Below are 15,231 nucleotides of genomic sequence, written 5' to 3'. Positions count from 1 at the left end.
CATGCGCGGGCCTGCGATTCTTTGGCCCGCCATCATTGATTGAACCCCTTCTTTTCCTCTCATGCACCTCAACGAACTCAAAGCGCTGCATGTTTCGCAGTTGCTGGAAATGGCTGCCAGCCTGGAAATCGACAACGCTAACCGCCTGCGCAAACAAGAACTGATGTTTGCCATCATGAAAAAGCACGCCAAAAAAGGCGAACAAATTTTCGGCGATGGCGTATTAGAAGTCCTGCCTGATGGTTTTGGGTTTCTGCGTTCACCAGAAACCTCCTACCTTGCCAGCACTGACGACATTTACATTTCTCCTTCTCAGATTCGCCGTTTCAATCTGCATACCGGTGACTCCATTGAAGGTGAAGTACGTACGCCTAAAGACGGCGAGCGCTACTTTGCACTGGTAAAAGTCGACAAGGTTAACGGCATGCAGCCAGAGGCCATCAAACATCGCATCATGTTTGAAAACCTCACCCCTCTGCACCCAGATCAGCCTATGCGTCTGGAGCGTGAGATCAAAAGTGAAGAAAACATCACTGGCCGTATCCTGGATATCTTTGCCCCTATTGGTAAAGGCCAGCGTGCCCTGATCGTTGCTAGCCCTAAATCCGGTAAAACCGTGATGATGCAGCACATGGCTCACGCCATCACCACCAACTACCCAGAAGCCACACTGATTGTGCTTCTGGTAGACGAGCGTCCTGAGGAAGTGACCGAAATGCAACGCACCGTTCGTGGTGAAGTTGTAGCGTCCACTTTCGACGAACCTGCAACTCGCCACGTTCAAGTGGCTGAGATGGTGATCGAAAAAGCCAAACGTTTGGTGGAACTGAAAAAAGACGTAGTGATTTTGCTGGACTCCATCACCAGATTGGCGCGTGCATACAACACAGTTGTGCCTGCTTCTGGCAAGGTACTGACAGGTGGTGTGGATGCTAATGCCCTGCAACGTCCTAAGCGTTTCTTCGGTGCGGCACGTAACCTAGAAGAAGGCGGTTCTCTGACCATCATCGGTACTGCGCTGATCGAAACCGGCAGCCGTATGGATGAGGTAATCTACGAGGAATTCAAGGGTACTGGTAACTCTGAGATTCACTTGGAGCGCCGTTTGGCCGAGCGTCGTATGTATCCAGCTATCAATCTGAACAAGTCTGGCACACGCCGCGAAGAGCTGCTGATCAAGCCAGATTTGTTGCAGAAAGTATGGGTACTGCGCAAATTCATCCACGATATGGATGAGGTGGAAGCGATGGAATTCATCCTCGACAAGATTCGCGCCACAAAAACAAATGCAGAATTTTTCGATATGATGAAAAAATAAGCATAGAATAAATAAGCCTCCATTGTGAGGCTTATTTTCTTTCCGGCTTGGGCTGGAAACTGCGGGCATTCAGACCCTGCTTCCCTGACTTTTCTGGGATAAAACCGTTCTACGGTTTAACTCTGCACTGGCATAGGCGGGCCTGATGGCAGGCCTCACCATAGGTGTTTCTTGCTTCCCTCATGCCAGCCCCTATTTTTGCAGAGTAGTTATGAAATTTTCTAGTTTAGAGCAGTTCCTCGATTCTGTACGCGCCCGTGACCCACACCAGCCTGAGTTCATGCAGGCAGTCGCTGAGGTCATGGGCAGTTTGTGGCCATTCATCCAGCAGAATCCGCAGTATGCAAAACAAGGATTGCTGGAACGTTTGGTTGAACCTGAACGCGCGATACAGTTCCGTGTATCTTGGGTCAATGACCAAGGTCAAACCGAAACTAATAGGGCTTTCCGCATCCAGCACAGCAGCGCCCTAGGCCCCTTCAAAGGCGGCATGCGTTTTCACCCTTCCGTAAACCTCTCCATCCTTAAATTCCTGGCTTTCGAGCAAACCTTTAAAAACGCCCTTACAACCCTGCCTATGGGTGGTGCTAAAGGCGGGTCTGACTTCGATCCTAAACACCGCTCTGAGAACGAAATCATGCGCTTCTGCCAAGCGCTGGTAACCGAGCTCTACCGCCACATTGGCCCAGACACAGATGTGCCTGCAGGCGATATTGGTGTAGGTGGCCGTGAAGTGGGCTATATGTCCGGGATGATGAAAAAACTCTCCAACAACACTGCTTGCGTCTTTACTGGCCGGGGCATTAGTTTTGGTGGCAGTTTGATTCGCCCAGAAGCGACTGGTTATGGCTTGGTGTATTTCGTTCAAGAAATGCTGAAACGCCAAAGCATGGCTCTGGAAGGCCTAACCGTATCAGTTTCCGGTTCAGGCAACGTGGCTCAATACGCCATTGAAAAATGTATGCACTTAGGTGCTAAGGTCGTGACGGTCTCTGACTCAAAAGGTTATGCCTATGACCCAGACGGTTTCACACCCGAGAAACTGCAACGCTTGATGGCTATACGCTGCCAGAACCAAGGCTGCGTAGAAGATTACGCCAAAGAAGTAGGTATTAAGTACATTGCTGGCAAACGTCCTTGGGAAGTTCCCGTTGATGTCGCCCTGCCATGTGCAACACAAAACGAACTGGATGCACACGATGCTCGTGTCTTGCTGTCCAACGGTGTGCGTTGTGTGGCCGAAGGTGCCAACATGCCATCCACATTGGACGCAGTAGAACTGTTCTTAGAAGCTAAGATTCTCTACGCACCAGGTAAAGCCAGTAACGCAGGCGGCGTAGCCGTATCCGGACTGGAAATGAGCCAAAGCTCACAACGTTTATTCTGGACTCAGGAAGCCGTTGACCAGAAACTGCACCAGATCATGCATGCTATTCATGAAAACTGCGTACAGCATGGCAAGCAGGCTCAATTCATTAACTATGTAGACGGCGCTAACATTGCCGGCTTTGTAAAGGTGGCGGATGCGATACTCCAACAAGGTGTATATTAATCCTTATACGTTCTATCAATAAAAAGGGGCCTAGGCCCCTTTTTTATGCACATCATACTGCCTACCTACGCTCAGTCTAGCGACATTTCTTCCAGTTGCGGATCATCCCAACTGCCCTGTACTGAATAGCGTTGTGTCATTGCTCTAGATAATGGCTCTTGCAGTAACCACTGGGCTAAAAATGCCCCTATCCCCACCACCGGGTTTACGGCAATCGCTGCTGCCACAGCAGCACCACTCACATCTACCCTTGGGATCACCACTACGTTCAATGCCAAGCTCTCGCTTTTCACCCCTACGTCACCCTCAATCACAATGGTGCCTACAGGGCCAATAATGCGGTAGTTATTGGTATGCAGCTGCATTTCACGCAAACTGATGTCACCACGCATCTCATCGTAAGGGAAACCTTCACGTAGCACACCGCCAATATTTAGTTCTAAGCGTGCCAGTCGCGTTAAGGACTGTAATGACAATAGCTCTAACAAACGTGCTGAGCGCGACTGTACCTGATTCAGCCTGCCTTTACCTAAAACGATATTGATATCACCCTCTAGGTCATCTAGCGCCACACGCCACGGCAAATTACGCCAATTAAACTGCATGGCTACCGAACCTTTGGTTCCTCGTACTACATCCTGCACACCAAAAAAGTTCAGGTAGTCTTGTAGGTTTTCTATAGCTGCTTGCGCTTCTATGTACAGCCCTCTGGATTCACCATTCAACAACCAATGCCCTGTACCTGCTAGGCTTACACCTGGTGCCACCAACGAGAGCTTTTCTAATCGCCAGACATCAGAACCTATCTCTGACCGCCCCTCAGCCAACACACTACCTATGCGCTTACCAGCGATTTCCAGTTGCTCAATATGCAGATTCATATCAGGCAAATGCAACGCGTCATCGCCCCAACGCTCAGACTCGGTATCCTCGCCCACGTCATTCTCGGCCATCTCACCCAGAATAATGCGTTGAAAGTGTGCTTGAAGTATGCCTTCTATTTCACCCTCTCTATCCACCTGCCACTGCAAGTTCCCGGCTGCTTCGCTAGAGCTTATGTCTACACGCCAATGCCGTTGCTGTGGCTGCTGAGCTGTCAACGTTAACTGCTCAAACCCCATCCCCAGAGCCTGCGCTTCATCCGCCTGAACACGCAAACGTTTCAAGGCCGGGAAATACCCATCACCTTGTGACTCGTCTGCCTGTGCTGTTTGTATAAGCGCCTGCCAGCCATCCAAGTCCACTTTGGGGTAATACACATCAACGACCAGCCCATTTTGTACAGGACGAACCACTTTGTTGGCGGTAATCGTACCAGCCTTGAAATACGGAGATGGGTTAGTCGTATCGTGCAAGAAACTGGCGTAGAAAGAACGCCCTAACGCTACAGTCAGTTGCGATGTGGTAGGGCCTGCTCCTTGCCAACGCAACTGTAGTGGCCAACGTTGTTCTGCCGGTTTTTGCATAGGCAGCGGCATATCCACGATCAGGCCACTCAGATCGGAATCGAAGGTCAACACCACATCAGACGGCAGCACATTCAGCACAAACTGAAAAGGTGTGCGCCCCTGCACACGCTCATGCCACATGGCGGGTATCCATGGGCGAGCTTGCTGCATATCCACGCTGCCATTAAAGGTTAGCCCCGGATACTTGGCTGGCTGGTTACCTTCATAGGCCACGCCTTTTTCTATACTCAATGGTTGACCTAACCATGTGCCACGTAGGTTCTCAGCCCAGACGGCATCTTCTGTGAAATTCAAACGTCCTTGTAGCCTACGCATAGGAGGAAGGTAGTCATAAACACGCAGCGCCGTATTTTGCATAGCCACATGGCCTGCTACCGTCACAGGCTTTCCTGCTTGCAACGGGACAGCCAATTTCAGAGGCACTTCCCACTGCCCCTCAGCACGCAAGGCATCCAACTCATGGTTCACCATTTCGCCCAAGGGGGAGTTTTTAAATAATGGCGCATACGACGCCGCACTACCATGACTCTGCGCATCAATATGCACGATGGAGTCATGCTCCATATTAGGAATAGTGATGTCTAGTTTGGTTGCCTGCACAGGAGACGCTGGATCAATCAGCACCGACGCTTGCGTAAACATGCCATATAGACCTGCCCGCTCTACACGCAATTGCCCCTGTATATCTCGCAGCACTGGCCATGTACGTTCATGTGCCGGTGCTTGCCAATAATCAATTTGGGCATCACGCACAGTGGCGGTTACATCAAAATAACCTTTGTCTTGCTCAGACTGAAAAGGGAAAGCATCCACATCACCCCGCAGCGTAAACTTCCCTTGCTCTAACCACCCTTTTTGCAGACCTGCTTTTAACCAAACAATGACGTCTTCGCCCACATCATCCGGGAAATATTTGTACAAGGTACTAAGCTGCACGTGCTCTAACTTACCCTGTAGATCTAACCACCCCAACTCATAATCTGGATCTGGACGCCAATTACCTTGAGCATGCAAATACAACTCTTCGTTTTCCACCAAGAAGGTATTTAGTTGCCATGTTCTACCACGCCCATCCAGCTCGAATGCCAGCCTATCTAGCAATAAGTCTTCTTGCCATAGTTGTCCTGCACCAATCTTGACCCCTTGCATCAATGCCATGCTTTGTACGGGTGCTGTACTCAGCCAGTCACGCTGCCCTAACCACCTATCTAAATCAGCCCATGATGATGACATGAACACGGACATTTTCTGTGCAGCCAACTGTTGTCCATAAAATGCGCCGTGTAAATCAGAAGCCTCCGCTTTAAAGCGTATGTCGGTAAAGCGCCCTTTCTCTACATTAACCAGCAACTCTAAGGACTCAGGATACACCGACCAATCCTTGTTTTTATCCAGCCCCAAGGCTAACAACGACTCAAACCCCGTGCGTGCGCGCACATACAGTTGACCATCCATAGCCTCTAGGTTATCGCCCTCTTCTACAGGGCTACGTAGATCAGCCACTACCGCCAACCCTTCTGGCTGCGCTACTGTGCCTTCCTGCAGAGCTACATAATGCCTACCATCGCGATTCTGAACGTCTATTTGTACCGGGCTAATGATTTCTGGAGGGAGCTGCCTATAGGTGTCTTCCCAAATAATAGTGGCATTGGCAAACTGCACTTGTCGTTGCAAGGCCAACCAACGCAAGACCGCCTCTTCCTCGCCTGCTGGCGGTGCCTGATTCGTGTTTGCCCCTTCATCCACCAATACGCCACCCACACGTATATCAGCATTGGCATCACGCTGTATGGTGAGCTGTAGCCCTTCGGCATACACCATGTGGAAAATAGGCTTGGCATATAGCCACGACGACCAACTGAACTCAAACTTCAGCAAAGGGATGTGCATGGCAGGCTGTTGGCCTTCACCTTGCTGTACTCGCACATTGTCTATTTGTATACGGGCGCGAGACCCTTTCCACTCGCCGGATACCTGTTCAAAGGTCAGTTCTACACCTAGGGCTTCAGACAACACTTTTTCCAATGGTGCCTGCCATTGCTGCAAATTGGGTATGACCCAGAAACGTATTGCGCTGACAAACAGTACTGCGCTCAGGTATAAAGCAAAAAGCACATACAGCAACGTGCGCCGTAGTCGTGACATAAGCCTCCAATCGTCACACTAATCCGCAGGACTGCACAAGTGCTAACATGGGCATGCTTTACACCGTTGATTAATGCTCTGACTTTTTATCGATTATCAGATGAACGAAGCCATTATATTGAACTCTGCCCTCACTTGGTCAGGCACATTACAACGAAAATTAACGGCATTCCCCGATTTTGCTCAACACTTACAGCAAAATAGCCAAACACCGTTGTCTATAGAATGTTTAAACCAACTGGCTCGTCACTTTTTGGCAGACGCCCCCTATAGTGAAATCAACGATATCAAGCGCCCCTTACGCTTACTGCGCACCGAGGTTTTCTATACCTTGATGCTGCGCGACATTGCCGGTTTAGCCAGCTTTGAGGAAGTAACTCAAGCCATGAGCCATCTGGCTGATCTGTCGGTACAACACGCGTACGAAACTGCTTATCGCAAACTAGCAGAACGGCATGGTGCACCGCTGGACCCTAAAACCGGCCAACCATTAGAAATGTTAATTCTGGCAATGGGCAAATGGGGAGGTAAAGAATTAAACGTATCTTCTGATATAGATCTAATCTGCATCTATGGCCCAGATGGTGACACCTCAGGGCCTCGCCCACTCAGTCATCATGAGTTTTTCGGTAAGCTGACCCAACAAATCAGTGCTATTTTGTCTGAGGTGACCCCCGATGGCCAGGTGTTCCGCTGCGACCTGCGTTTACGTCCAGACGGTGACTCTGGCCCCTTGGCGTGGAGCATGGCTGCTGTCGCCAACTACCTAATTAGCCAAGGCCGCGAATGGGAGCGCTATGCATGGATCAAAGCCAGACCTTTACCACTGCAAGCATGGTCCGGCAGCAATCCTCATCAATTACGTTACCAATTCGAACAATTACGCACCCCCTTCGTATATCGAAACTACTTCGACTTTGATGCGTTAGCCTCTCTGCGCGAGCTGCGTGAACGCATACGTCAAGACTGGAACCGACGCGTCCTCAGTAGAAATGGCATTGATAGCCTACACAACATCAAACTCGGTGACGGCGGCATTAGAGAAATTGAGTTTGTAGTGCAACTGAATCAGTTGATACGCGGAGGACGTCTCCCCTCTCTACAATGCGCTAATTTGCTGGATGCTATGCGTGCCCAGCAACGAGCAGATGTACTCACAGCAACTACCGTGCAAGAACTTAAGCAGGCTTATCTGTTTCTGCGACGCACTGAACATATGTTGCAGTACCGCGAAGACACACAAACCCACCTGCTGCCTGTTAAAACCGAAGAGCGCCAAGCACTAGCCGCCACAATGGGGTTAAGCGTAGAAGACTTTGAAACGCAACTACAGCAACACCGCAATGCAGTCAGTCGTTATTTTAGTGATGCCTTTAGACTAGCCGGACTGAACGACACTAGTCCTACTAGCGCTCCCGTCACACAGGAACCGGAACCAGATGTTGCAACTCCTGACGATTTCCAAACACACGCTAACGAAAAGATCACCCATTTTCTAGACAGCCATAAACTACGACGCTTGCCTCGCCCCAGCCGTGCCCGCTTAGAGCAATTGCTGCCGCAACTTTGCCAGGCTGCTGCGCAAACCACTAACCCAGAAGAAACGCTAAGCCGACTATTAAATGTGATGGAAAGCATCGCTCAGCGTAGCGCGTATGTGGCCTTGTTGAGCGAGTACCCAGAGACTATCAGCCGTTTAACCATGTTGGTGTCTGCCAGCCCGTGGGTGGCGCAATATTTAGTGCAATACCCGTTGGTGTTGGATAGGCTGATTAACTGGCAAAGCCTCATGCAAGACACCGACTTTTCTGCGTTGCAAAAACAGCTGCACCATGAGCTAGATGCCTGCAAACTGCCCGATGGCCAACCCGACATAGAGCAACAAATGAACTTGATGCGCGACACGCTGCATCAACACACCTTTGAGCTATTAGCGCAAGACTTGTCTGGCTGCTACACCGTAGAGCAATTGGCCGACAAGTCCTCTGCCTTGGCCGACCTGATGCTAGAAGAAACGCTGTACCGCACATGGCCATTAGCACAACCTAAAGGGGCTGATTTATCTTCGTTACCTGCGCCTGAGTTTGCCATTATTGCCTACGGTAAGCTGGGCGGAAAAGAGCTAGGCTACGCCTCTGATTTAGATTTGGTGTTCTTGTACGATGACCCTGATCAGAATGCTTCTGAGCACTACGTAAAGCTTGGTAGGCGCATGATCTCGTGGCTATCTACCCTCACCTCGTCAGGACGCCTATACGAAGTAGATATGCGCCTACGCCCAGATGGTAACGCCGGCCTCATTGCCGTCAGCATAGACAGCTTCGAACAATACCAGCAACAACAAGCTTGGAGCTGGGAGCATCAAGCCTTAACACGCGCCCGCTTTGTAGCCGGTAGCACACGCATTGGTGAACGTTTTGAGCAAGTACGCCAAGACATCTTGGTGCGCCCGCGCGACTTGCAACAGCTTAAAGCCGATATACGTCAAATGCGTGCTCGTATTTTTGAAGGCCACCCCAACCGCAGCGAGCTGTTCGATTTGAAACACGATAGTGGCGGCATGGTGGATATTGAGTTCATCACGCAATTTATCGTGTTGGCCCATGCGCATCAGTATCCAGTGCTTTTAGGGAATTTGGGCAATATCACCTTGCTAGGTTTAGCAGCAGAGTTAGGGCTGATTGATAGCACTCTTGCAACGCAAGTCAGTAGCATCTACAGAAACTATCGAAAACTGCAGCACACCTTGCGTCTACAAGCCCAACCTTGGGCGCGTGTGCCTCCTCAAAACCACGAACAAGACCGCCAAACTGTGCGAGCACTTTGGGAAGTTGTGATTGAGGGCTAAAATAGTAGGTTCAGCTACATTTATTCTGTCATAAGCGTCATGTCCACATCAGTTGATCGTCCTGTACTCACCCTACCAGACAACCGCAAAAAGGTTTTGCTGCACTCCTGTTGCGCCCCCTGTTCAGGCGAGGTGATGGAGGCCATGACCGCATCAGGCATAGACTACGCTATTTTCTTCTACAACCCGAATATCCATCCCGTGCGTGAGTATGAAATTCGCAAACAGGAAAACATACGCTACGCCGAAAAACACGGCATCGAATTTATTGATGCCGACTACGACGTAGATAATTGGTTTGAACGGGTAAAAGGTATGGAGCATGAACCTGAACGCGGCATACGCTGTACAGAATGCTTTGATATGCGCTTTGAGCGCACTGCCTTGTATGCGCATGAACACGGCTACAACACCTTTAGTAGCTCACTAGGCATTTCACGCTGGAAAGACATGAACCAGATCAATGGCTGTGGCGAGCGCGCAGCAGCCCGTTACCCTGACATGCTGTACTGGACGTACAACTGGCGCAAAGGTGGCGGTGCTAAACGTATGATCGAAATCAGCAAAACAGAAGAGTTCTACATGCAAGAATACTGTGGCTGCGTGTACTCACTGCGAGATGCCAATCGCTGGCGTCGCGAAACTAACCGCGAACGCATACAAATTGGTGTGAAATTCTACTCGTGGGACGCTACGCGAGAAAATCTAAATGAAACACCGGCTAAACGTTTAGACAAACCAATACGCTAAGCCCACACCAAAAAGGCCTGTGATCACAGGCTTTTTTTATTCTCCCTTACTGCTGTGTAGCGGGCGGGTACAGTTTTACGCTACAAATTAGAGCGATCACTAACGCCAAGGATGCCGCTAATAGTGCGCTAGAAAAACTATGGCTATACGTATGCAAAAGCTCTGCCACCATAGGACCAATGATCTGCCCTACGCTGTACATCAATGTCATGATGGCTAAAACATTTTTTCCTGTATGACGAGCCAAACGTTGCGCTGCAGGCATCGCAATTGTCACGGTACCGGTGAAGGTTCCCCCCACTAACAGAGCACTCAGCATATAACTACTGGCTGACTGAACAAGCACAGGCAAAGCTACGCCCAACGCTTGTAACGCTAGATTCCATTGCAATGCCCCGCGTGTACCTAATCGCTCATGCAGCCTATGCCATACAAAGCATGCTGGTACTGCACCCAAACCAAACACCGCCCACACATGAGCAGAATGCACATCAGGTAATGCCATGTGTACCAATATGGGTAAGTAGGTGGCCGTTACGATATAGCCAAAACCCGCTAGCCCATAAATGATTACCATAGGCAGCACTGCCACCAATTTAGGTTGTATAACCGCCTGTGCCGCAGAGGCCTCGGTGGACGGCTCGGTATAGGGCATCAACAAACCAGGTGCGGCAATAACGCCCATCACGGCTGCTACCGCCCCCAATAGCAACCACATACCTGAGCTATGCAAGCCTAGGCTGGCACCTAGTACCAACAACTCAGCCGATAAGGCTATTCCTACGCCTACTCCTGCATACAACACTGGAGCCCCAGTGAAATGCCCCCGCTGCTCAAATAACCATAACGATGCCGCCACAAACCCTAATGCACTCACCACACCGGCCACACCACGCACAATTAATATGACCCACACAGGCACAGGCACAGGCAACGCTAAGACAGCCAAACACAAGGCTGTTCCCAATACAGACCACAAACACAGTTTGTAGGCATAACGTGCACGCATCCGTACCGCTAACAGTGCTCCTAGCAAATAGCCTGCATAATTCATCGATGCTGCCCAGCTCCCCTGCTGCACGCTAATCACGCTGTCTTCCACCATGTAAGGGAATACAGCCGTAAACGCAAAGCGCCCAAAGCCCATGCCTACCGACAAAATTAACGCTGCCTCTACGGCTGAGCGCCAATGCCCCAATGACATACTGCGATGTGCAGCGGCTGTCATTTCACAGCCTCGGACAATAACGCTAAGAACGACCTAAACGCCGGCACATCATAGCCTTTACGCCATATCAACAAAGTGTCTACCGAAGCCACTTTCAATGTGGGCATACTCTCTGGCACCCTCGCCAGTTTCAACACACTAGCAGGAACTAAGGTCACGCAATTGCCTGCCGCCACACAGGCAATCATGGCGTGATACGAGGCAATCTCTAACACACGCCATTCAGGTGTATCTGCTATACCCAAGACCTGTTCTGCTATGCCTCTATACGTGCACCCTAACGGAAATGCCACCAAGGTACGTGTTTGAATTTCAGACACCTGCGTCACCGCAGACTCGCTACTAGGTAATAGCAACAGCAGCTCTTCTGTCCATACAGGCATGGCTTGTAAACCTAACTCATCCAGCAACACATCAGCATCCGTTGAGCTCGCTAAGGCGGCAAAGGCACAATCTAGCAGCCCGGTGCGCAATTGCTCTATGAGCGCACGTGTAGGACCTGTACTCAGTTGCAATTGAGTGCTCGTATGTTGGGCGTGGTAGTTAGCCAATAAAGCGGGCAATCGGCTTGCCGCCGTACTTTCCATACTGCCCATACGTAAGGTGCCGCCATCAAGACCACCTGTTACCACATGCCTAGCTTCTGCTTCCAAGGCTAATAGCCTATTGGCGTAATCCAGAAATTTCTGGCCCGCTGCTGAAAGCGCCAGTCGTTTACCTGTGCGTACAAACAGCTCCGACCCCAAGTCAGCCTCTAATTGCTGTATACGAGTGGTCACATTAGACGGGGCTCGCCCCAAATGTGCTGCAGCATGTGTGATGCTCAGCTCGCTCGCTACCGTGGTGAAGATACGTAGAGTTTCGGAATCCATTAAATTCTTCTTTTAAGAACAAAATACACAAAGTATTCTTTTAATGAGAATTTAAAATATACACCTCTACGCAGAAACACCATAGCCCTATATACAAAAAAGCCCCACTCAAAGAGATGGGGCTTTTTGCTTAACAAGCACTAACAGGCTTATGCTTTGCTTGCTTTCTGGTCGAACACAAAACTGCCGTCTCGCCAGTCTACCGGTACTACATCGTCTTCACCGAACTGGCCTTCCAGAATCAGTTTGGCCACTGGGTTTTCGATGTTTTGCTGTATAGCGCGTTTCAACGGTCTTGCACCAAACAACGGATCGAAACCAACTTTTGCCACTTCAGCCAATGCAGCATCGCTAACTTCCAACTGCATGCCTCTGTCAGCCAAGCGTTGTGCCAAACGTTGCAACTGGATTTTGGCAATAGATTGAATCTGTGCCTCGCCCAGTGCATGGAACACCACAACCTCGTCAATACGGTTCAAGAACTCAGGGCGGAAGGAAAGTTTTACCTCTTCCCATACGGCTGATTTCACTTTCTCGTACGGCTCGCCAACCATTTCCTGGATGTGATGAGCACCCAAGTTGGATGTCATAATCACCACGGTATTACGGAAATCAACCGTTCTACCCTGGCCATCCGTCAAACGACCATCATCCAACACCTGCAGCAAGATGTTAAATACATCTGGGTGCGCTTTTTCTACCTCATCCAGCAGAATCACACTATACGGTTTACGACGCACGGCCTCAGTCAAATAACCGCCCTGCTCGTAGCCCACATAGCCCGGAGGCGCACCTATCAATCTGGCTACCGAGTGTTTCTCCATGAACTCTGACATATCAATACGAATCAAATGATCCTCAGAGTCAAACAAGAATGCAGCCAAGGCTTTAGTCAGCTCGGTTTTACCCACGCCGGTAGGTCCTAAGAACAAGAACGAACCATAAGGCTTAGATGGATCAGCCAAACCAGCACGTGAACGTCTGATCGCATCCGCAACCAACGACACAGCTTCGTTCTGACCTACCACACGCTCTTCAAGGTGCTGCTCCATGTTCAGCAATTTTTCACGCTCACCTTGCATCATACGAGACACAGGAATACCGGTTGCACGTGACACAACTTCCGCAATTTCCTCAGTACCTACCTGAGTACGTAACAGCTTCGGCTTGTCTTCCAGTTTGTCTTTAGACTGCTCGGCAGTAGCCAAACGACCTTCCAGCTCTGGTAACTTGCCATACTGCAGTTCAGCCAACTTATCAAACTGACCTTTACGTTGCAGTTCAGCCATTTCCGCTTTGAGCTGCTCAATTTCTTCCTTGATAGACTGTGTACCTTGTACAGCTGCTTTCTCTGCTTTCCAGACTTCTTCGTAGTCGTTGTACTCGCGCTGTAAACGCTCCAACTCCTCTTCAATGGTGGCTAAACGACGCTGTGACGCATCATCAGTTTCCTTACGCACAGCTTCACGCTCGATTTTGAGCTGAATCATGCGGCGATCTAGCCTATCCATGACTTCAGGCTTGGAGTCAATCTCCATACGAATACGGGCAGCAGCTTCGTCAATCAGGTCAATCGCTTTATCCGGCAAAAATCTGTCGGTAATGTAGCGGTTAGACAGCTCGGCAGCAGCCACAATGGCCGGGTCGGTAATCGCCACACCATGATGCAGCTCATAGCGCTCACGCAAGCCACGCAAAATCGCAATGGTAGATTCCACATCAGGCTCATCCACCAGCACTTTCTGGAAACGGCGCTCTAACGCAGCATCTTTCTCTATGTACTGACGGTATTCGTCCAGCGTGGTTGCACCAATACAATGCAGCTCACCACGTGCCAATGCCGGCTTCAACATATTACCTGCATCCATAGCACCTTCGGCTTTACCTGCGCCAACCATGGTATGGATTTCATCAATAAAGAGAATGGTTTTACCCGCGTCTTGAGACAACTCTTTCAAGACAGCTTTCAGACGCTCTTCAAATTCACCACGGTATTTAGCACCCGCCAACAATGCGGCCAAATCCAATACCAACACGCGTTTGTTTTTCAGGTTTTCAGGCACTTCGTTGTTCACGATACGTTGCGCCAGCCCTTCCACAATCGCTGTCTTACCCACACCCGGCTCACCAATCAGCACAGGGTTATTTTTGGTCCTACGTTGCAAGATCTGTATAGAACGACGAATCTCATCGTCTCTACCAATCACTGGGTCTAACTTGCCCAAGCGAGCACGCTCAGTCAGGTCAGTGGTGTATTTGGACAACGCTTCTCTATTCGCGTCGCCTTCTGCATCACTGACCGATTCACCACCGCGCACAGCATCAATCGCTGCTGCTAGCGCTTGTTCATTTAGACCTGTTTCTTTTAATAAGCGGCCTGCCTGCCCTTTATCTCGGCTTAATACCAACAAAAACAATTCGCTGGCAATATAGGTATCGCCACGCGAGGTTGCTTCTTTTTCTGTTAATGCCAACGCGCTTTGCAGCTCGCGACTAATATTTAGATTTACATCCCCAGATGAAATCTGAGGTAATGCATCAATTGCCTTTTTAACTTCGGCTTGTAAACGCGGCACGGCCACACCAGCACGCGCCAATAGACTGCCTGCTCCGGAATCCACGTCAGCCAACAATGCAGCCAATACGTGCACAGGTTCCAGATAAGAATTGCCCTGTTGCAATGCCAAACTTTGCGCATCAGCCAAAGCTTGTTGAAATTTTGTCGTTAATTTATCAATTCGCATGTTGCCTTACTCTAGGTAATGTGCAGAATCTTGCGATGAGTATTCACAGACTGCACCAGATTAATTTCGCTTGACTTATAGATGATGACATCTGGTCAAACTTCAAGAGCCTGTTAAAATCATTTATGTGATTATTTGCATTTTCTTACATTTATTGCAACTTACTAAAATAAAAGAAAAAGCAAAATCCTTGATGTTTCAAAAAGAGCTTTTAAATAAGTTAGAATACTAAGTATGGCACTTCACTCCGAAGTGCAACTTTTATGCTGCGCTTGAAAATAAGCTCTAACCACGGTCGTTGTACC

The 15,231-nt window shown here is 49.6% G+C and carries 8 protein-coding genes; 4 read left to right on the top strand and 4 right to left on the bottom strand.

Features of this window, described 5'->3' with window-relative positions; translation table 11 throughout:
• The first annotated feature begins 61 nt into the window (after nucleotides 1-61).
• Complete coding sequence (rho, locus tag AC3QL0_RS05745; protein ID WP_166408265.1) at nucleotides 62-1,318, top strand: transcription termination factor Rho; 1,257 nt, start codon at nucleotides 62-64, stop codon at nucleotides 1,316-1,318.
• A gap of 211 nt (nucleotides 1,319-1,529) precedes the next feature.
• Entirely contained in the window at nucleotides 1,530-2,870 is a 1,341-nt protein-coding gene (gene gdhA / locus AC3QL0_RS05740; protein WP_493010473.1) for an NADP-specific glutamate dehydrogenase, read from the top strand.
• Between the two features lie 71 nt (nucleotides 2,871-2,941).
• Here gdhA and AC3QL0_RS05735 read toward each other — a convergent pair whose 3' ends face one another.
• Nucleotides 2,942-6,484 carry a YhdP family protein gene (locus AC3QL0_RS05735; RefSeq protein ID WP_493010472.1) on the bottom strand — a complete coding sequence of 1,181 codons (3,543 nt, stop codon included), beginning with the start codon at nucleotides 6,482-6,484 and terminating at the stop codon, nucleotides 2,942-2,944.
• A gap of 100 nt (nucleotides 6,485-6,584) precedes the next feature.
• On the opposite strand from AC3QL0_RS05735, the gene glnE reads away from it, so the two are divergent.
• Nucleotides 6,585-9,332, top strand: a complete 2,748-nt coding sequence (glnE, locus tag AC3QL0_RS05730; RefSeq protein ID WP_493010471.1) for a bifunctional [glutamate--ammonia ligase]-adenylyl-L-tyrosine phosphorylase/[glutamate--ammonia-ligase] adenylyltransferase — start codon at nucleotides 6,585-6,587, stop codon at nucleotides 9,330-9,332.
• Between the two features lie 39 nt (nucleotides 9,333-9,371).
• On the top strand, nucleotides 9,372-10,082 hold the full coding sequence (locus AC3QL0_RS05725; RefSeq protein ID WP_135866608.1) for an epoxyqueuosine reductase QueH: 711 nt from the start codon (nucleotides 9,372-9,374) through the stop codon (nucleotides 10,080-10,082).
• Between the two features lie 46 nt (nucleotides 10,083-10,128).
• Here the strand turns inward: AC3QL0_RS05725 and AC3QL0_RS05720 are convergent, their stop codons facing one another.
• The 3 genes from AC3QL0_RS05720 to clpB form a co-directional block, all read right to left on the bottom strand.
• Complete coding sequence (locus AC3QL0_RS05720; protein WP_493010470.1) at nucleotides 10,129-11,310, bottom strand: YbfB/YjiJ family MFS transporter; 1,182 nt, start codon at nucleotides 11,308-11,310, stop codon at nucleotides 10,129-10,131.
• Nucleotides 11,307-12,182: a LysR substrate-binding domain-containing protein gene (locus tag AC3QL0_RS05715; RefSeq protein WP_493010469.1), complete on the bottom strand. Its 876-nt coding sequence runs from the start codon at nucleotides 12,180-12,182 to the stop codon at nucleotides 11,307-11,309. Before AC3QL0_RS05715 ends, AC3QL0_RS05720 begins: the two co-directional genes overlap by 4 nt.
• A 149-nt stretch (nucleotides 12,183-12,331) precedes the next feature.
• A complete protein-coding gene (clpB, locus tag AC3QL0_RS05710; RefSeq protein ID WP_493010468.1) occupies nucleotides 12,332-14,926 on the bottom strand; it encodes an ATP-dependent chaperone ClpB in 2,595 nt (864 codons plus the stop codon).
• Nucleotides 14,927-15,231: the final 305 nt, after the last annotated feature.

The organism is Paenalcaligenes sp. GW821-LYS-B07-1, from assembly GCF_058803365.1.
Note: the sequence above shows the minus strand (reverse complement) of the source record. Positions and strands in the feature narration are given on the sequence as shown.